This window comes from Amycolatopsis mongoliensis (genome assembly GCF_030285665.1).
GTDB lineage: Bacteria > Actinomycetota > Actinomycetes > Mycobacteriales > Pseudonocardiaceae > Amycolatopsis > Amycolatopsis mongoliensis.
Genome location: NZ_CP127295.1, coordinates 6,445,802 through 6,464,428 on the forward strand (window position 1 = coordinate 6,445,802; position 18,627 = coordinate 6,464,428).

The window sequence follows — 18,627 nt, forward strand, 5'->3', positions numbered from 1 at the left end:
GGACGACCGGACGAAAGGGCCCGCGGTGAACGTGCAGGAGTGGGCGGGGGAGACCTTCGCCGAAGCGACCGGGCAGCAGCGCCGGGCCGACCCCGTGCTGCCTCGCGGCGGCGGCCCGGCGGGCAACGCCCGGCTGACCGCGTGGACGGGAGTACTGCTGCTCGCCCTGTTCCTGGCGGAACTGGTGACGCTGCTGAACCTGGACGGGTTGATCAGCTGGCACATCGTCATCGGGGTCCTGCTCGTCCCGCCCGCGCTGCTGAAGACCGCGACCACCGGGTGGCGCGTCATCGGGTACTACACGCGGCGCCCGGCCTACCGGCAGGCCGGGCCACCGCCGATGCTGCTGCGGCTGCTGGGACCGCTGGTGGTCGTGGGCACCCTCGCCGTCCTCGGCTCCGGACTGGCCCTGATCGCGCTCGGGCCGGTGTCGAGCCGCACGGTCCTGTTCAGCGTGGTCGGGCAGGACATCGACGCCGTGTCCATCCACCAGGCGACCTTCCTGGCCTGGGCGGTCGTGACCGGCCTGCACGTCCTCGCCCGGCTGGTCCCGGCGATGCGCATCGTGACCTCTTCGCGGGACGGCGGGCAGCGGGTGCCCGGCCGCCCGTCGCGGGCGGTGGTGCTGCTCGCGAGCATGGTCGTCGCCGTGGTCGCCGGCGCCGTCCTGCTCGGCGCCTCCGGCGCCTGGGTTTCCGGGGGCCTGCACCACGGGCACCACGCCGCCCCGAGCCGGAGCCGATCGGGCTGAGCCACCTCACGGGAGCCGGCGCCGCCACCTCCGCGGAGCCGGGCCCGGCCGGTCGTCCGGCCCGGCGATGGGCAAGGTCAGGCGGAAGGCGGCGCCCGTTCCTTCGGTGTTGACCGCCGTCACCGAGCCACCGTGCCGCGCGGCGATCTCGCTGACCAGCGCGAGGCCGAGCCCGTAGCGGCGTGCACCGCCGCGGGCGTGGTCGGCCGGCCCGGTGGCGAAGCGGGCGAACAACGTGGGCAGGACCGCCGGATCGATACCCGGTCCGTCATCGGCGACCTCGAGCGTCAGCTCGCCTCCACCGGCACTCGTCGTCAACCGCACCTGCGAAGCCGCGTGCCGGACCGCGTTGTCCACCAGCGCGGTGATCGCCCGGCGCACCCCGGCTTCGGAAGCCCGGACCGGCCCGGCCGGCTCGGTGGCGACGACGATGTCGACGCCGCCCTCCGCGGCGGCCGGTCCCGCCAGCTGGGCCACCTCGGCGGCCAGGCCGGGCAGATCGACCAGGTCGCTCACGGCGGATTCGCGCGGATCGACCGAAATCAGCATGTCGTCCAGGATCTCCGCGAGCCGGCCGGTGTCCCGCACCAGATCGTCCACATCGGACTCCAGGGTCGCGCCGCCGGCGGCCGGGCTCCGCACCGCGCGCCGGAGCAACTGCGCGCGCGTGCTGATCAACGTCAGCGGCGTGCGCAGCTCGTGCCCGGCGTCGGCGACGAACCGCCGCTGCAACGCCAGCGCACGAGCCATCGGCACCATCGCCCGGCGGCCCAGCCAGACCCCGATCCCCGCGGCGAGCAGCAGCCCCGCTCCGCCGACCACCAGGAACGCGTCGAGCAGCCGCGATCGCTCCGCGTGCGCGGCCCCCAGGTCCAGCACCGCCTGGATCGCCCCGCCCGGCCCGGAGGGCTCGGTCCGCACGCGGTACTCCCGGCCGGACTCGACGACGTCGACCGAGCGCGCCGTGCGGTCCGCCGCGGTCGACGTCAGCTGGTCCTGCACCGGAAGCCCGCGCGGCAGGCCGGGGCTGACCAGCTGGAGGCCGCCCTTGTCCATGACCAGCCACATCCCGGCCGGCGGGTCGTTGACGTCGTCGGCGTGCGCGATCGTGGTTTCGATGAGGTCGCTCTGGGTCTGCTGCTGGCTGCGGAGCACGATGAAGATCGCGATCCCGGACAGCACCAGCACGGTGACCACGACCGCGACCGCGGTCTGGACCCCGATCCGCGCCGCCGTCCGGCGCAGGAGCCGTTCGTCCACCGAGCGCACGCGCGTCACGCCTGCCGCCCCAGCTGGTAGCCCCGGCCGCGCACCGTGTCCACGACCCCGCGGCCGAGCTTGCGCCGCAGGTAGTGCACGTAGGTCTCGATCACGTCCGTTCCGGCGTCGTCGAAGACCAGGCTCTGCAGGTCCTCGCGGGTGAACACCCGCGAGGGACGGCCGGCCAGCGTCGCCAGCAGCGCGCACTCCCGCTCGGAAAGCCGGACCGGGTCCTGGTCCCCGATCGTGGCCTGCCGGGTGTCGAGGTCGAGCAAGCCACCGGGCACGGGCAGCGTCCGCGCGGTGTCGAGGTGCCTGCGCCGCAAGGCGCGCAACCGGGCGAGCAGTTCGTCGATGTCGAAGGGCTTGGCCAGGTAGTCCTCCGCGCCCGCGTCCAGCCCGGCCACGCGGTCCGCCGGATTGCCCAGCGCGGACAACACCAGCGTCGGCACGGTGACACCGCGGCTGCGCAGGCGAGTCAGCAGATCGAGGCCTTCCACCGCCGGCAGCCCGCGGTCCAGGAGCAGCACGTCGTACCGGCGCGTCAGCCCGAGGTGCAGACCGCGCTGGCCGTCCGGCGCGACGTCGACCTCGTAGCCTTCCTCGCTCAGCAACGCGCTCAGCATGGCCACCAGTGCCGGCTCGTCCTCGATCAGCAACAGCCGCGGCGTTTCTCCGGAAGAACTCACCCGTCCAGTATCCGGCGTGCCGGGCCGGGACCGCGATGGCGGAACCGCCACCGATGGGTGAGGGGTCGGGAGCGTAGGTGGTCCAGACAATGCCGAGGGTGGGAATTCGGTGATAGCCGGGTAAGAACTCGGTAAGAGCACACCTTCGAGGGTGTTGCCGGATGATGTTGTCCGGTATATCTGTGCGCGCCACTTTGCATGTTATTGCCCAACTGTCGCGCTGTCGCGGCGGTCGCTGCGCATTTTTCCCACGCACCAACGGGTTTCGGTGAAGGCGCCGGAACCCGCTTCGGTCGACGGCCGCGCCGGATGCCGTCGATCGTGCCCGGCCATGAGAACCCGTCGCAACCGTCCTTTGTGGAGGAAAGATGAACCGGCTCGACATCGCTCGTGACCACGTGCTCGGGCTCTTCCGCATCGTCCTGGGTTTCCTGTTCGCCTGCCACGGCGCGAAAACGATCTTCGGGATCCTGGGCGCCAAGGCGCCCGCGGCCGTCGGGCTGTGGCCGAGCTGGTGGGCCGCGCTCATCCAGCTCGTCGGCGGCACGCTGGTGCTGCTCGGGATCGGGACCCGGATCGCCGCGCTGATCAGCTCGGGATCCATGGCCTACGCCTACTTCTCGGTGCACGTCCTCACCGGGATCTGGCCGATCCAGAACGGCGGTGAAGCGGCCGCCCTGTTCTGCTGGGCATTCCTGCTGATCGCCTTCACGGGACCGGGCCGGTTCGCGCTCGCTTCCGCCGTGTCGCCCTCACGTGCCGCTGCCGCTGCCGAGCCTGTCGAAGCCGAAACCCGGGCTTGACCGGCGGGCGCGAATCCCCGAGTGGGGCGGGGATCCCTTGGGGTGGCAGGGACACTCTGGGAAAAGGTCAGCGGAGTTCCGCGGCAGTCCGGACGTCGAGCTGAAGGCCGGGTACGGCGAGCCGGGCGAGCTCCTCGCGCAGCGTGGCCACCAGCCGGTCGGTGGCGGGGGGCTGGTAGCCCGTGGTCCGGGTGACCGCGGCGATGCTCCGGCTGATCCGGGCGTCGCGCAACGGGCGCACCGCCACCGTGGCCGGAAGGGGCGCCCGCGCCATGATCCGGGGCACCACCGCGACGCCGATCCCGGCCGACACCAGGCCGATCATGGCGGCGTAGTCGTTCGACATCGACACGATGTCGGGGTCGAACCGCGCGCCGCGGCAGGCGCCCACGAAGGCGTCCAGGCACGGGCAGGGGTTCGGGGCGATCCACTGCTCGCCGGCCAGCGCGGCCAGGGGCACCTCGGCCGTGGCGGCGAGCGGGTGGCCGGCCGGCAGGACCACGGCCATCCGGTCGTCGGCGACGACCTCCCAGCGCAGCCGCGGATCGCGGGGCTCGCCGGCGGCCGGATAGTCGTAGACCAGCGCCAGGTCGGCGTCACCCATGAGGAGGCGGGGCAGCGCCACCGCGGGATCGGCTTCGGAGAGCAGCACCTTCGCCTTCGGCAGCGCACGGCGGAACGTGCCGACGACCGGCGGCACGATCGTGGCCGCCGCGCTCGGGAACGTCACCATCCGCACCTCGCCGCCGTCCGGGTGGGCGAGCGCGGTCAGTTCCCTCGTCGCTTCCCGCAAATGGCTCAGCAGTCCTTCGGTGTGGTGGAGCAGCACCTTGCCGGGGTAGGTGATCCGCATCCCGCGGCCGGCGCGGTCCAGCAACTGCATCCCGACTTCCTGTTCCAGCCGGGCGATGTGCTGCGACACGGCGGGCTGGCTGATGCCGAGCGCGGCGGCCGCCGCGGTGAACGAGCCACAGGTGACGACCTGACGGAAGACGGCCAGCCGGGTCGTGTCGACGCTGGCGAACATCCCAGCAGCATAAGCCAAAAATTATGCGTACTACAGGGATCCGCCAGGGGCTCTTGTTCCGCGGCCGGCAAGGACGTCGGCCACACCCGGACCATGGAGGAATTCGATGCGCCAGCTGATCCAGCGTCACGGCCGCAAGTTCGCCGCCGCCACCGCCGTCTCGGCCGCCCTGGCCGTGGGCACGGCCCTGCCCGCGCACGCCGCGCCCACCGTCTACCGCATCACCACCGTCGCCACGCTCGCCGTCGACGTCGCGGGGTCGTCCAGCGACAGCGGTGCCGCGGTGATCCAGTGGCCGATCAACAACGGCCAGAACCAGGAGTGGACGCTCGTGGGGAAGAGCTACGGCAGCTGGCTCGTCAACTACCGCACCGGCAAGTGCCTGAGCGTCTCCGGCGCGAGCACCTCGGCCGGCGCCCCGCTGGTCCAGTACCCCTGCGGCGATGTCGCCCACGAGGAGTGGGCGCTGGAGCCGGTCAATTCCGGCACCGCATACGTGCTGCGCAACGCCAACAGCCACCAGGTGATCGACGTGCCGGGCGGTACCGGCAACTGGGGGACCCAGCTCGAGCAGTGGCCTTCCAACGGGAACCCGAACCAGTACTTCTGGTTCCAGAGCGTGGCCTGACCGGAGGACGGCCGGCCGCACTGCTCGCGGCCGGCCGGGCTTTCGGTGGAGCACAGGGACACCGTGACACGGCAGCCCACCTGTCAGACCACGGTAGCCGGCGGCCGCAGGAACAGCGGCGCGGTGAGCAGGCACAAGCCGAGCGCGCCCGAAACGGGCGCCGGGCCGGTGACCGCGGCGGCCAGTTGCGTCGCGCCGGTGGCCGCGGCTGCCGCGGCCAGTACCCGGACGCCGAGCCGGAAGCGCCACGGGCGCACGGCCGGATCGGAGCCGACTCCGGCGATGGTCCTCGCGACCTGGATCACGGCCGGGCCCCAGGCACCCCACCAGCACGCCAGCAGGGTGAGCCGGACCGGCGGGGTGACGGAACCGCCGCGATCGTGTGCGGTGCCGACCCGAAGGCGCACGCGGAGCGGGTGCGCCAGTACGTCGACGCCGGGGTGGACGAGATCTACGTCCAGCAGGTCGGCTCCGACCACGAAGGGTTCTTCCGCGGCTGGCGGGAGCACGTCCTGCCCGAGTTCCGCTGACGAGGGGCGAGGGACCGGCCGGCTCGGTGCGGCCGGTCCGCGCCCGTCGCGCCGAGGGGAAAGTCGGCTTGCCGCAGCGGTCGTGCGGCAGAGCACGGGCACGTGCAGAAAGCCTGCGTCCGCCCGAAGATGTCAGGCGAGCGGAAGAACCCCGGGAAGGGCGCCCCGGTGACACCGGTCGGCCGGCGGCGGCCTGAGGACCGGCCGGGCAAGCACGCGCGGTCGTCGCGACGCTTCGGCCCGGTGTCGAATTCGTCGAACCCGCCCGGCTGCCGGTGAGCGTGCAGGTCACGTCCGTTTCCCGGGGCACGAAGAGCACCTTTCCGCGCGCGGTTGCCGGACACCGGCAAAGCCCCGGCACGACGATCGCGTGCGACGGCGGAATTGCTCCGAGCCCGCGCGGTCTCCCCGGCACAGCGTCGGCAGGGTGTTTTCCGGTACGGCCGGCGACGTGAATTCTGGGGTTTCGAACCTTGCGGATTCGGCCGAATGCGAGTAAGAGCCGGCGGCCGCCCGAAACCGGACCCGCGCGGCCCGGCCGCTGGTACCGGCGCTATTGTCTCCGCGGTCGCGGGGCCAATGAAACCAACCCGTGATCTCCGTCGGCAAACCGAGTACTGTTCGGGCACCAATCGGACTCGAGGAAGTGGAGCGATGTCGGAACGACCGCCCGCACAGCATCGGGAAGAACGCGAGTCAGTCGGCCGGGCCGTAATCGGGGTACTGGTCACCGCGGTCGTCGCCGCGGCGATCTGGACCTGGATATCCCTCTCGGTTTCCGGTGCTCAGGGGATTGTCGTCGCCATCGCCGGCGCGTTCACCGGGATCGTCGCGTGCGTCGCCGTGTTCTTCGCGCTGCGCCGCACCGACCAGGTCGCGCACGCGACGGGACAGGTCCAGGCCGCGCTCGCCGAGGCCGGCCAGGCCCGCGAACTCGTCCGGTCCCACGACGGCGAACTGGCCCGGCTGCTCGACGAGACGGTGCCGGACGTGGTCCGGCGGCTGCGCGGCGGCACGCCCGCCGACAGCGTGCTCGCCGAAGTCCCGCGCCCCGCCGACGAACTCCACCAGCGCGTCCTGCGGCTGCTGGTCGACGAGATCGCCGTCGGGGAACGGCGGCGCGCGGCCGCGACGGCCGCCTGCGCGAACGCCGCCGGCCGGCTGCAGGCGCTGGCGACCAGCACCCTCGGGGACCTGCGGGAAATGGAGAACCGGTCTTCCGACGCGATGCTCGGGGACCTCCTGAAAGTGGACCACAGCACGGCGCAGGCGGGCCGGCTGGCCGACAGCATCGCCGTGCTCACCGGCGCGCGCTCCGGCCGCCGCTGGACGAAACCGATCCGGATGGAGAGCATCCTGCGCGGCGCGCTCGGCCGCATCGGTGCTTACCAGCGGGTCCGGGTGCACTCCGCGAGCGGGGTGGCGGTGGTCGGTTACGCGGCGGAAGACGTCATGCACGCGCTCGCCGAACTCATGGACAACGCCACGAAGTTCTCGGCGCCGTCGGAGGAAGTCCACGTCTATGTCGAAGATCTGCACAACGGCGCGGTGATCACCATCGAGGACGGCGGCCTCGGAATGAAAGCGCAGGCCCTCGTCCGCGCCGAGCGCGCGGTGTCCCTCGACCAGCCGCTCGACCTCACCTCGATGTCGGGGACGCGGCTCGGCCTCGCGGTCGTGGGCTGCCTGGCGCGCAAGCACCAGCTGCACGTCTTCTTCCGGCCGTCCTCGCGCGGGGGGATCGGGGTGGTCATGCGCATCCCGACGCAGCTGATCACGCAGCCCCGGCCGGAAGTGCTGCCGGACAAGGAAGAGCCCGCCGTCGCGTGGCCCGGGCCCGACACGAGCCACGAGGTCGCCGGCGACCTGACCGACGTGACCGAGCTGGCCGAGCCCTCCGAACTGCCGAAGCGCTCGCGCGGGCAGACGCTGACCGCCGCGTCGCGCCGGCCGCCGTCGCCCACCCCGAGCACCACCCGGGCCGAGCGGGACACCGGTTCCCGGTTCGGGGCCTTCCAGCAGCGGCGCAGCGGCAGTGCCGCGCCGTCGCGCCCCACCGCCTCCCCGGCGGACACCGGCGAAGACGCGTGACCCGCCGCTCTCCCTGTACACCCGCACCCCGCCAGATTGGAGCGAGGGGACCCGCCCGGCCGGTCCCCGGATTCGATGACTGATTCGGACAAGAGCCTCGAATGGCTCCTCGAAAACCTCGTCGGCAACACGGCAGGCGCCTGTCACGCCCTCGTGCTGTCCCGTGACGGCCTGAAGCTCTGCCACACCCGGGGCCTCACCGTCGACCGCGCCGACCAGCTGGCCGCGATCGCCGCCGGCGTCCAGGCGCTGGCGCACGGCGCGTCGGTCGAATTCGGCGACGGCACCGGCGGCGTGCGCAATTCGATGACCGAGTTCCACGGCGGGATCCTCTTCATCGTGGAGGCGGGGGTCGGCTCGCACCTGGCCGTGATCGCGACGGAAGACGCCGACGTGGGCCTCATCGGGCACAACATGGACGAGCTGGTGGAGCAGATCGGCTCGGTCTTCACCGCCCCGCCGCGCTTCGCGGCGGCCGACAACCCGGCTTCGTGACCCGCTCGGCGCTCGACGGGGAAGACCCGGACCGGCTCTACACGGTCACGGGCGGGCGCAGCAGCGCGGACGACATCGACCTCGACCTCGTCACGCTGATCGTCCGGGAGTCGGAGCCGTCGGCGGGCATGCAGTCCGAGCACGTCCGGATTCTCGAGATCGCCGCGAAACCGACGTCCGTCGTCGAGCTGTCGTCCTATCTGTCGCTCCCGGTGAGCGTGATCAAGATTCTGCTCGCGGACCTGCTGGCCACGGGCAAGGTGTCCGCCCGCCATCCGTCGTCGGCCCAGGCCGCGGGACGGACCTCCGACTCGGAATTCCTCAAGAAGGTGCTCGTTGGACTCCGCAATCTCTGAACAAGACGAACGGCTGCCCCTGGCCGACACCGCGACCGACGGCCTGAAGATCGTCATCGTCGGCGGCTTCGGCGTCGGGAAGACGACCATGGTCCGGTCGGTCAGCGAGATCCGGCCGCTGAGCACCGAAGAGACGATGACCCAGGCCGGGATCGGCGTCGACCAGACCCGGGGCGTGCAGGCCAAGACGACGACCACGGTGGCGTTCGACTTCGGCCGGATCAGCCTCGACGAGCAGATGGTGCTCTACCTGTTCGGCGCCCCCGGGCAGGAACGGTTCTGGTTCCTCTGGGACAGCCTCTTCGCCGGCACCCTCGGCGCCGTCGTCCTGGTGGACGCCCGGCGGCTGGCCGACTCCTGGTACGCGATCGACCGGCTCGAACACCACGGGACGCCGTTCATCGTGGCACGCAACAACTTCGGCCCGCCGAAGCACAGCCTCGACGACGTCCGCGCCGCGCTCGACCTGGCCGACGAGGTGCCGCTCGTCGACTGCGACGCCCGCGACCGGGACTCGTCCAAGCAGGTGCTGATCTCGCTCGTCGACCACCTCTACACCCTGTCCAAAGTCCGGGAGGGCGCATCGTGACCGGTTACCAGACCAGCACCCCGGCGGACCCGATCCCCGCCGCGGACCGGGTCCGGTTGTACGGACCCGAGTTCCAGAAGGACCCGGCCGCGCTGTACGCCCGGATCCGGCGCCAGTACGGCGGGGTCGTCCCGGTGCTGCTCGACGGCGACATCCCCGCCTGGCTGCTGACCGGCTACCGCGAGATCCACCAGGTGTGCCAGGACTCGCAGCTGTTCGCCCGCGACACCCGCCGGTGGAACCAGTGGGGCAACGTCCCCGACGACTGGCCGCTGCTGCCGTACGTCATGCACAACCCGTCGGTGATGTTCACCGAGGCCGCCGAGCACCGGCGCCGGGCGGGCGCGATCGGCGACGCGCTGTCCGCCGTCGACCAGTTCGACCTCGGCGCGCACTGCGAACGCATCGCGGACCGGCTGATCGACGAATTCGCGGGCACCGGCGAAGCCGATCTGATCGCCCAGTTCGCGCAGCAGGCGCCGTTGCTCGCGCTCGCGAAGATGTACGGCATGCCCGACTCGGAGGCCCCCGCGCTGGTGCGGGACGTCGCGCTGTCGCTGGACGTCGGCCCCGAGGCACTGCCCGCGTACGGGCGCGTGCAGGAGGCGATGGCGCGCCTGGTCGCGGTCAAGCACCAGCAGCCGGGCGCGGACGTGCCGACGTCGATGATGCAGGACCCGGCGAACCTGACCGACGACGAGGTCGTCCAGGACCTGCTCGTGGTGACCGCCGCGGCGCAGCAGCCGACGGCGAACTGGATCGGCAACACCATCCGGCTGATGCTGACCGACAGCCGGTTCGCGATGACGCTGTCGGGCGGCCGGGGCAGCGTCGGCCAGGCCCTCAACGAGGTGCTGTGGCACGACACGCCCACGCAGAACTTCATCGGCCGCTTCGCGACCCGCGACACCGTGCTCAGCGGTGTCCGCGTCCGGCAGGGGGACCTGGTGGTGCTCGGGCTGGCGGCGGGCAACGCCGACCCGCACGCCCGCCCCGACGCGGCGTCGGGCGCCCTGGGCAACCACGCGCACATGTCGTTCGGCCACGGCGAGCACGGATGTCCCTACCCGGCACCGGAAGTGGCCGAGGTCATCGCCCGCACCACCGTCGAGGTCCTGCTGGACCGCCTCCCGGACCTCGAGCTGGCGGTCCCGGCGGAGAACCTGGTGTGGCGGCCGTCGGTGTGGATGCGGGGGCTGGAGAGCCTGCCGGTGGTCTTCACCCCGGTCCACGTCGCGGGACCGGGGGTGTGGTGACCGCTCGGCCGGCTACGCCGGGGTGAACGTCACCGGCAGCGACGCCGGGCCCCGGGTGAACACGCCCTGTTCGCCCGGGATCGTTCCCTCGGCGAGCCGCACGTCCGGCATGGCGTCGAGCAGCTGGCCGACGCCCACCTCGATCTCGGTCTTCGCCAGCAGCGCGCCGACGCAGAAATGCCGGCCCAAGGCGAAGGACAGGTGGCTCGCCGCAGCGGAAAACGCTGTCTCGGTCGGGAGATCGGTGCGGAAGATGTCGAACGCGCCGGGGTTCGCGAACCGGCGCGGATCGCGGTTCGCGGCGCCGATCAGGCAGGTCACCGTGCTGCCGGCGGGAATCGTCTCGCCGCAGATCTCGACGTCCTCCGCCGGCTGCCGCATGATCATGTGCACCGGCGGGGTGTGGCGCAGGGTTTCGGCGAACGCCTTCGGGATCAGGCCGCGGTCCGCACGCACGGCGTCGAGCTGCTCGGGGTGCTCGAGGAGGTTCCGGAACAGGCTGGCGATCGCCTTGTCGGTGGTCTCGCCCCCGGCGGCCAGCAGCAGGCTGACGAAGGCCTTGATGTCCTCGTCGCTCATCGTGGTGCCGTCGACTTCGGTGGCGCACAGCGCCGAAAGCAGGTCGTCGCCGGGGTTTTCGCGGCGGTCCCGGATGACCGGGATCATGTACGCGGCGAGCTCGTCGTGGGTTTCCAGGCCGGCCGCGGTGACGGCCTCGTCCTGGCTGAGGTTGCCGAGGAAGGCGATGATCGCGCTGTACCAGCGCTGGAACCGGGCGTGGTCGCTCTGGTCGAGGCCCAGCATGTCGACGATGACGTTGATCGGGAAGTGGCGGGCGTAGTCCGCGACGATGTCAGCCGTTCCGCGGCCGCGGAAGACGTCGATGAGCTGCGCGGAATTGCGTTCGATCACCGGGCGGAACTTCTGCTCCAGCTCGTTGCCGCGGAACGCCGGCGCCACCAGGGCCCGGCGGATCGAGTGCTCCCGGCCGCTCATCTGCAGGATCGTCCGGCCGTGCACGGGTTCCAGCTGCCAGCCGTAGTTCTCGGTGGTGAACGCGCCGTCCTTGAAGGCGCGCGACACGTCCTCGTAGCGCGAAATGACGTAGCTCTGCATTCCTTCGTGCCAGATCACCGGCGAATGCTCGAGCATGACGTCGTAGGCGGTGTACGGATCGGCGGCGAACTCCGGAGACAGTAGGTCCGGCGCGTGCCCTGCTGAAGTCACGAGGCTCCTTTTCTCGACGGTCGGTCAGCAGGTTATCGGGGATAGTTGTCAGTGCGAAAGAGTTTCCGCCCGGCCATCTCCCCGAACGGTCGAACAGGGTGCCGCCTCTTCCGGGGCGGCCGGCGATCGGGATTTCGCTTTGTCATTTCGGCGGCACCGGCTCACTGCCGGGCGGCTCGTGAGGCTTCCCCCGGCGTCGGCGTGTCAGAACCGGAACCGCACGATGCGGCTGGACCGTTTCATGCCCGGCAGCAGATTCAGGATGCGGTACATGCGGCGCACGTTCGCGGGCGCCTTGGCCATCAGCAGCGGTGAATCGTTCATCGGTGCCTCGTCGACGTATTCGAGCCGCGGGTGCCAGCCGGCCAGCGCGGCCGGATCGTCGAAGCCGCAGCGAAACCGGGTGCCGTACCTGCGCAGCGTGGGGTCCCACTTCGAGGTGCGCCACGCCCAGACCGACACCGTGTCGAGCTGGATCTGCCCGGAGGGGAAGGCATCGACGACGCCGGCCAGCAGGCGCCGGACGTCGGCTTCGGTCAGGTAGGGCACCAGGCCCTCGGCGATCATCAGCACCGGCCGGCCGCGGGGGATGCGGTCCAGCCAGGTCAGGTCGGTGACGCCGGAGCCGATCAGCGTGCAGTGCTCCCGTGGCGGCAGGAACTGCTGCCGCAGCTCGATGATGGCGGGGTAGTCGAGGTCGTACCAGTCGACGGTGGCGGGCGGGTCGATCCGGTACACCCTGGCGTCGAGGCCGCAGCCCAGGTGCAGCACCACCGCGTCGGAGTGCTCGGCGAGAAAGCTCCGGGCCCAGTCGTCGTGGGCCTTGGCCCGCACGACGGCGGCGAGGCCCAGCTGGCTGGTGCCGAACCTGCGGTGGTCGTAGTCGGGGTCGAGGCGGCGCATCGCCTCCTCGGCGTAGTGGTCGCCGAGAATCGGGTCCGGCAGCCGGTTGTCCAGTGCCTTGGCCCTGAGCACCGGGGTGAGGGTCTTCTGCACTCCGACGAGTTCGCCGTCTTCCACGCCCGCGAGGCTACTCCCGTTCCGGGGCACCGGCGCGCGTAACGGAACGAGATCCGCCGTCGATGGACGGGCAAGGGGTCCCCCGGGCTGCATCACACCGCTCTGATCGCTCTGACGGGGAGGACGGATCGACATGAGTGGCCTGCTGGAAGAGCTGATGAAACGAGCCGACGCCAACGCGCGCGCCGAGCTGAAAGCCTGTGAACGCGAGCTTCCGGAATACCGGATCCGCGCCGAGAATCCGCGCTCCCGGGCGGAGATGCTGGATTATGCGGTGTGGTTTCGCCGCCACTCGCGGGAATCGGTGCCACCTTTTTCTTGACGGTCACGGGTGTCGCCGCGGCCGGGTCCGGGACCCCGGTCGCGCTGCCGGCCGCCGTGCTCGCCTCCTGCCCGGCGAATTCGGTTTGCCTGTACGAACACAAGGACTTCGGGGGAACCGTGCTGGCCATCCCGGCCGGTGCGGCCTACGCGGACCTCCGCGCCTTCGCCTGTTCGGGATGCCGCAGCTCCAAGCACAACAACAACGACGGAACCTGGTCCGACCAGCTGAGCTCGTGGGTCAACAACACGGGACAGGTGTACTGCTGGTACTGGGACGAGAACTACGTCGGCCGCAACGACACCCTCATGAACGCGGGCACGGCGCTCAGCTACGTCGGCAAGAACCCGAACGACCAGGCTTCCTCCCTCGCTCCCTGCTGACCCGCCGCCGGGTGTCCCCGGGGCACACGACCGCCCGGCGTGAAGGCCACCTCGGAGTCCCTCGATGCGGCCTTCACGCACTCGGGCGTTTTCAGGGCAGCACGCCGGAAAACTCGGTCACCTTCCCTTCCGGGGCGCCGTCACCGAACGCGGCGCACAGTTCGCTCATCTCCCGCAGCGTCGTCCTGCCGCTGACGAACAACGCCGCGAGCCGGGGCAGCGGGTGGCCCGAGCCGAGCAGGTCGCGGACCTGGTCCGCGTCCACCTTCAGCACCCGCAGGGCCGGCAGGGCGCAGACCGGCCCCCAGTCCGGCACCGCCGACCTTTCGAGGCCCAGCCGGGTCAGGCGCGGCAGCGTGCGCAACACCGTGAGGTCGAGCGGGGCGCCGACGCCCGTCAGCTGGAGATCCCACAGCACCGGATGCCCGGCGACCGCGGCGAGCGCGACCCGGTCCGCGTCGATCCGCAGCGACCCCAGCGCCGCGAGCCCGCCGATCGCCGGGGTCACCGCGCCGGCGCGGTTGACACTCAGCGACCGCAGCGACTCCAAAGGCCCGAACGCCGACAAGTCGACATCGCCGGCGTCGTTGAGGTAGACCTCCTGGATCAGCTCGCGCCCGGGAAGCCCGGCCACCGCGCTCGGCAGCTCCACCGCGGCCGCGTTCGAGATCACCTCGGAGTACGACCGCGTCGCGGCGTCCCGGAGTCCGGTTTCGGGGAACAGGTACGTCCCGTCGTCGTCCGGATCCTCGTACTTGCCGGCCCGCAGCGCCTCGACGACCTCGGTGAGCATGGCGGTGATCGACTCCGCCACGTACCGCAGCGGGCCGTAGATGTCCCGGCCGTAGTCCAGGACCTGGCCCGGGCGCCCCCGTTCGGCGGGATCGAGGTCCGCCGCGAGGTAGTTCCCCGAGCGGTCGCTGCCGAACGTGACCCACCAGTCGTTGCGGGACAAGCGTTTCACGTGGCCGAAGGGTGCCGTCTCGAACACCACCCCGTCGTCGTCCGGTTCGTCTTCCCAGCCGTACGAGCCGGGTTCGCCGTCCAGGTAGTGGTCCACCAGCTCGCCGAGGGGGTCGTGGGAGTAGGGGCCGAGCAGGCCGCTTTCCCGCGGGTCACCGTCCGCGACGAGGTACAGCGCGCGCAGGTCTTCCGGCAGCCGCACGCCGATCCGCGCCTCGGCGGCGGCCAGGTCGGCCTCGGTCCGGCCGGACGGCCACGGCGGCGGATCGCCCTTGATCCCGGCGTACAGCGCGGCGAACTCGGAGGTCAGCCGGGTGACTTCGGCGAGCACCGCCGGGTCGGTCGGCGCTCCGGCCGGTTCGGCGGCCGCGAGCCGGGGCAGCCCCGGCCGCGGGTGCCCGGGACAGCGGAACCCCGCGTCGAGCACGAGCCGCCCGGGCGAGACCGACGCGACGTCCGGCCGCGCGGTGAACGTGTAGCGGCCGCCGGGGTCCAGCCGCACCTCCAGCGCCGCGGGCGGGCGGTCCCACAGGAGCTGGGCGATCGGCCCGAAGTCGACGGACAGGTGTTCTCGCACGTCGGTCCAGGCGCAGCACGAAACGGCGCCGCCGGTGTGCCGCAACTGCAGGGTGGCGGCCGACGACGCGGTGCCCGCGCTCGCGCGCAGGGCGTCGGCCATGGCTCTCGCGATTTCGCCGAATCCGGCGTCCCCAGAGGTCATGCGGCGGACCCTGGCGACGGGGTCCGACAAAACCGGCCCGCCCGTCCCGGCGGTCGGCGTGTCGGGAGCGGGGTGCCCCGGCCGGGGTGCCCGCCCGTGCCAGACTCCGCGTCGATGGACACCCCAGCCGACCTCGCCGACCTGCTCGAATGCGAACACCGCAGTGTGCTGAACCAGGCACTGGCCGCGGGCCTGCCGGGGGCACCGCGACCCGGCCCCGGGCCCGATCAGCCGGAGGCGCGGCGAGGCCGCGCGGCGGTGGCGGCGCTGCTCGCCCGGTTCCGCGGCGAAGGGCGCACCGTGGTCGAGATCGACGTCCGGGACCCGGTGGCGGCCGCGAAGGCGACCGAGGAGGCGGTGCGGTCGGGGGTGCCGGTGATCCACCGGGCCGTCGTCGGCGACAGCGAGTTCTCGGGGTGCGCGGACTTCCTGGTCCTGGACGGCGAAGGCCGCTACGAGGTCTACGGCGCGAAGCCGGCCCGGCAAGCGAAGCCCGCCGCGGTGGTGGAGCTGACCGCGTGCGCCGACGCGGTGCGGCGGGCCGGCTGGCCTGCCGGGCCCCACCTGCACCTGGGCCTCGGCGACGGCAGCACCCGGACGTTGCGGGTCGAGGACTTCCTGCCCCTGGTGAACCGCCTGCGGGCCCGGCTGCGCGGCCGGGCGCCCGAGCTGCCGGCCCGGCTCTGGGCCGACGAACGCCCGGCCTGCGCCGGCTGCGGCTTCGCCCAGCACTGCGCGTCGGCCCGCGAAGCCGACCGCGACCTGTCGCTCGTGGCCGGGATGCGCGGCGACCAGCGCCGCAAGCTGGTGGCCGCCGGGCTGGGCTCGATCGACGCGCTGGCCGCGGCCGCGCCGGGCGACCGGCCGCGCGACCTGTCCGTCACGGCGTTCGAGACCCTGCGTGCCCAGGCCGCGCTCCAGGTCCGGCAGGACGCCACCGGCGAGGTCGCCTACGAGATCGTCGATCCCGGCGCGCTGGCCGCCCTGCCGGCCCCCGCGCCGGGGGACGTGTTCCTCGACCTGGCGGGCGATCCGCACGCGTTGTCCGGCGAAGGGCTCGAGTACCTCTTCGGCGCGCTCACCGCGGAGGACGACCGGCGGTTCACCCCGTTCTGGGCGCACAGCCGGGCCGAGGAGAAGCGGGCGTTCGAGGAGTTCGTCGACTTCGCCGCGGCGCGGGTCGCCGACCACCCCGGTTCGCACGTCTACCACTACGCGCCCTACGAGGTCACCGCGATCAAGCGGCTCGCGGCCGTGCACGGCACCCGGGAAGAGACCGTCGACCACCTGCTGCGCAGCGGGGCGGTCGTGGACCTGCACGCGGTGGTGCGCAAGGCGATGCGCGTGTCGCAGCGGTCGTACTCGATCCGGCACCTCGAGCCGCTCTTCCTGCCCGGCGCCCGGGACGGCAGCACGAAGGCCGCGATGTCGGCCGTCGAGGCGTACGAGGAGTACCTGGCGTTCGCGCGCTCGGGTGAGCCGGAGCGGGCGGGCGAGGTCCTGCGCGGCATCGGCGAAAACACCGAGTACGACTGCGTTTCCGCTCTGCGGCTGTTCGAGTTCCTGCACCGGGTCCGCGCCGAAGCGGGGGTCGAGGTGCCGGTGCCGGAAGAGGAATCCGCCGAGGACGCGCTGCTGCGCGCGGCCGAGGAGGACGTCGCCGCCGAGCGCCGCGCCGAACGCGCCGCCCAGCTGGCCGCGCTGGTCGACCCGCTGCTCGACGGGCTGCCGGACGACCCGGGTGACTTCACCGGCGACGAGCGGGCCCGCGCGCTGCTCGCGGCGTCCGTCGGCTACCACCGCCGCGAGACGAACCCCGCGTGGTGGGAGTACTTCCGCCGGCTGGCCGCGCCGCTCGGCGACCTCGAGATCGACACGGCGTGCGCCGTGCCGGTGTCGCTCGAAGCGGGCGAGTGGGTGCCCCCCGCCGGGCGGGTCCGCACCGCGAAGCGGACCCTGCTCGTCGCGTGCGACCCGGACCGGCCGCACCCGTTCACCCCGGGCGACGAAGTGCGGCTGCGCTACGGCGACACCGCGCGGGACGCCAAGGTCGTCGCCGCGTCGGCCGTGGAGCTGACGTTGGAGGAGAGCAGCCCGCCGGACGCCACCACCGCGGACCGGCCGGTCGCGGTGCTGCCCGGGAGCCCGGTGCGGCCCTCGCCGAAGGACGAGGCGGTCGCCGACCTCGCCCGCCTGGTCGTCGACGCGCTCCCGGAGCTGCCTCGGCACCCCGGTGTCGACCTGCTCCGCCGGACCCCGCCGCGGCTGCGCATGGGTGCCGCGCTGCCGGAACCGGGGGAGGACCTGGTCGCCGCGGTGATCGACGCGGTCGAGGAGCTCGACGGGTCCGCACTCGCGGTGCAGGGCCCGCCGGGGGCCGGCAAGACGTACCTCGCGGGCAAGCTGATCGCCCGGCTCGTGCGTGCCGGGCGGACCGTCGCGGTCACCTCCACGAGCCACAAAGCCGTCGAGAACGTGTTGAGCGCGGCGAAGAAGAGCGCGCCCGACCTGCCGTGCGCCAAGCGGGCGAAGAAGACCCCGGACCCGGCCGCGCCGTGGGAGCAGCCGAAGAGCAACCCGGCGCTGGTGAAGTGGCGCGAAGAGCACGACGACGGGCACCTGGTCGGCGGGACGGCGTGGACGTTCGCCAACGCCGCGATCCGGGAGGAGCCCTTCGACCTGCTGATCATCGACGAGGCGGGCCAGTTCGCCCTCGCCGACGCGCTCGCGGTGTCGATGTGCGCGAAGAACGTCCTGCTGCTGGGCGATCCGCAGCAGCTGCCGCAGGTCGTGCAGGGCACGCACCCGGCGGGCGCGGAGGCGTCGGCGCTGGGGCACGTGATCGGCGGGGCCGACATCATGCCGGCGTCGCTGGGCTACTTCCTCGACGAGACGCGGCGCATGCACCCGGCCGTGTGCGAGCCGGTGTCGAACCTGTCCTACGCCGGCCGGCTGCACGCCCACCCCTCGGCCGCCGGCCGGGCACTGGACGGTATCGCCGCGGGGCTGTATCTGGCCGAGGTCGACCACCACGGCAACACGACCCGCTCGGCGGAGGAAGCCGCCGCGGTCACGGAAATCGTGGCCGGCCTGCACGGCCGCCCGTGGACGGACCACGGCACGACCCGGCCGCTCAGGGACGCCGACATCGTCGTCGTGGCGCCCTACAACCTGCAGGCGCGGACGGTGACCCGGGCCTTGGAAGAGGCGGGGTTCCCGGGGGTCCGGGTGGGCACGGTCGACCGGTTCCAGGGCCAGGAGGCACCGGTGGTGATCACGACGATGACGTCGTCGTCGGCGATCGACCTGCCCCGCGGGCTCGACTTCCTGCTGTCCCGCAACCGGCTCAACGTGGCCCTGTCGCGGGCGCAGGCGCTGGCGATCCTGGTGTGCTCGCCCCGGCTCGTCGAGGCCGACATCCGGACGGTGGAGGAGATGCGGCTCGTGGCGGGCATGATCGGCCTGATGACCGGCGCGCGGCCGTGGGCCGGCCCGACGGCACCGCGCTGACGGGCC

At 72.4% G+C, this 18,627-nt stretch carries 18 protein-coding genes; 11 read left to right on the forward strand and 7 right to left on the reverse strand.

From position 1 onward, the window contains the following. Positions 1–25 precede the first annotated feature (25 nt). On the forward strand, positions 26–751 hold the full coding sequence (locus tag QRX60_RS31040; protein ID WP_285994974.1) for a hypothetical protein: 726 nt from the start codon (positions 26–28) through the stop codon (positions 749–751). A 6-nt stretch (positions 752–757) separates the two neighbouring features. Here the strand turns inward: QRX60_RS31040 and QRX60_RS31045 are convergent, their stop codons facing one another. Both QRX60_RS31045 and QRX60_RS31050 read right to left on the reverse strand, forming a co-directional pair. Further along, a complete protein-coding gene (locus tag QRX60_RS31045) occupies positions 758–2,029 on the reverse strand; it encodes a sensor histidine kinase (protein WP_285994975.1) in 1,272 nt (423 codons plus the stop codon). After that, on the reverse strand, positions 2,026–2,700 hold the full coding sequence (locus QRX60_RS31050) for a response regulator transcription factor (RefSeq protein WP_285994976.1): 675 nt from the start codon (positions 2,698–2,700) through the stop codon (positions 2,026–2,028). Before QRX60_RS31050 ends, QRX60_RS31045 begins: the two co-directional genes overlap by 4 nt. A 368-nt stretch (positions 2,701–3,068) precedes the next feature. Here QRX60_RS31050 and QRX60_RS31055 point away from each other — a divergent pair, with 368 nt between their 5' ends. Next, entirely contained in the window at positions 3,069–3,503 is a 435-nt protein-coding gene (locus tag QRX60_RS31055; RefSeq protein WP_285994977.1) for a DoxX family protein, read from the forward strand. 67 nt (positions 3,504–3,570) lie between these two features. Here the strand turns inward: QRX60_RS31055 and QRX60_RS31060 are convergent, their stop codons facing one another. Next, positions 3,571–4,530 carry a LysR family transcriptional regulator gene (locus QRX60_RS31060; protein ID WP_285994978.1) on the reverse strand — a complete coding sequence of 320 codons (960 nt, stop codon included), beginning with the start codon at positions 4,528–4,530 and terminating at the stop codon, positions 3,571–3,573. A 106-nt stretch (positions 4,531–4,636) separates the two neighbouring features. Between QRX60_RS31060 and QRX60_RS31065 the strand changes: the two genes are divergently transcribed. Then, on the forward strand, positions 4,637–5,158 hold the full coding sequence (locus QRX60_RS31065) for an RICIN domain-containing protein (protein ID WP_285994979.1): 522 nt from the start codon (positions 4,637–4,639) through the stop codon (positions 5,156–5,158). An 83-nt stretch (positions 5,159–5,241) separates the two neighbouring features. Here the strand turns inward: QRX60_RS31065 and QRX60_RS31070 are convergent, their stop codons facing one another. Continuing rightward, positions 5,242–5,565 carry a hypothetical protein gene (locus tag QRX60_RS31070; protein WP_285994980.1) on the reverse strand — a complete coding sequence of 108 codons (324 nt, stop codon included), beginning with the start codon at positions 5,563–5,565 and terminating at the stop codon, positions 5,242–5,244. A 777-nt stretch (positions 5,566–6,342) separates the two neighbouring features. Between QRX60_RS31070 and QRX60_RS31075 the strand changes: the two genes are divergently transcribed. From QRX60_RS31075 to QRX60_RS31095, 5 genes are all read left to right on the forward strand, one after another. Beyond that, on the forward strand, positions 6,343–7,779 hold the full coding sequence (locus QRX60_RS31075; RefSeq protein ID WP_285994981.1) for a sensor histidine kinase: 1,437 nt from the start codon (positions 6,343–6,345) through the stop codon (positions 7,777–7,779). A 75-nt stretch (positions 7,780–7,854) separates the two neighbouring features. Continuing rightward, a complete protein-coding gene (locus QRX60_RS31080) occupies positions 7,855–8,274 on the forward strand; it encodes a roadblock/LC7 domain-containing protein (RefSeq protein WP_285994982.1) in 420 nt (139 codons plus the stop codon). Further along, entirely contained in the window at positions 8,271–8,630 is a 360-nt protein-coding gene (locus QRX60_RS31085) for a DUF742 domain-containing protein (protein ID WP_285994983.1), read from the forward strand. The genes QRX60_RS31080 and QRX60_RS31085 overlap by 4 nt, the downstream gene beginning before the upstream one ends. Then, positions 8,611–9,219: a GTP-binding protein gene (locus QRX60_RS31090; RefSeq protein ID WP_408630148.1), complete on the forward strand. Its 609-nt coding sequence runs from the start codon at positions 8,611–8,613 to the stop codon at positions 9,217–9,219. The genes QRX60_RS31085 and QRX60_RS31090 overlap by 20 nt, the downstream gene beginning before the upstream one ends. After that, positions 9,216–10,475, forward strand: a complete 1,260-nt coding sequence (locus QRX60_RS31095; protein ID WP_285994984.1) for a cytochrome P450 — start codon at positions 9,216–9,218, stop codon at positions 10,473–10,475. Before QRX60_RS31090 ends, QRX60_RS31095 begins: the two co-directional genes overlap by 4 nt. 12 nt (positions 10,476–10,487) lie before the next feature. On the opposite strand, the gene QRX60_RS31100 is transcribed toward QRX60_RS31095, so the two are convergent. Then, positions 10,488–11,702: a cytochrome P450 gene (locus QRX60_RS31100; RefSeq protein ID WP_285994985.1), complete on the reverse strand. Its 1,215-nt coding sequence runs from the start codon at positions 11,700–11,702 to the stop codon at positions 10,488–10,490. Positions 11,703–11,906: 204 nt separating this feature from the next. Beyond that, on the reverse strand, positions 11,907–12,722 hold the full coding sequence (locus QRX60_RS31105; protein ID WP_285994986.1) for a class I SAM-dependent methyltransferase: 816 nt from the start codon (positions 12,720–12,722) through the stop codon (positions 11,907–11,909). A 133-nt stretch (positions 12,723–12,855) separates the two neighbouring features. On the opposite strand from QRX60_RS31105, the gene QRX60_RS31110 reads away from it, so the two are divergent. Together QRX60_RS31110 and QRX60_RS31115 are read left to right on the forward strand one after the other, a co-directional pair. After that, positions 12,856–13,044, forward strand: coding sequence for a hypothetical protein (locus QRX60_RS31110; protein ID WP_285994987.1), 189 nt, complete (start codon positions 12,856–12,858; stop codon positions 13,042–13,044). Continuing rightward, positions 13,041–13,427 (forward strand): peptidase inhibitor family I36 protein, encoded by a 387-nt coding sequence (locus QRX60_RS31115; protein ID WP_285994988.1) that lies wholly within the window; start codon positions 13,041–13,043, stop codon positions 13,425–13,427. The genes QRX60_RS31110 and QRX60_RS31115 overlap by 4 nt, the downstream gene beginning before the upstream one ends. Positions 13,428–13,518: 91 nt before the next feature. Here QRX60_RS31115 and QRX60_RS31120 read toward each other — a convergent pair whose 3' ends face one another. Next, on the reverse strand, positions 13,519–15,111 hold the full coding sequence (locus QRX60_RS31120) for an SMI1/KNR4 family protein (protein WP_285994989.1): 1,593 nt from the start codon (positions 15,109–15,111) through the stop codon (positions 13,519–13,521). A gap of 114 nt (positions 15,112–15,225) precedes the next feature. On the opposite strand from QRX60_RS31120, the gene QRX60_RS31125 reads away from it, so the two are divergent. Next, positions 15,226–18,621: a TM0106 family RecB-like putative nuclease gene (locus QRX60_RS31125; RefSeq protein ID WP_285994990.1), complete on the forward strand. Its 3,396-nt coding sequence runs from the start codon at positions 15,226–15,228 to the stop codon at positions 18,619–18,621. Positions 18,622–18,627: the final 6 nt, after the last annotated feature.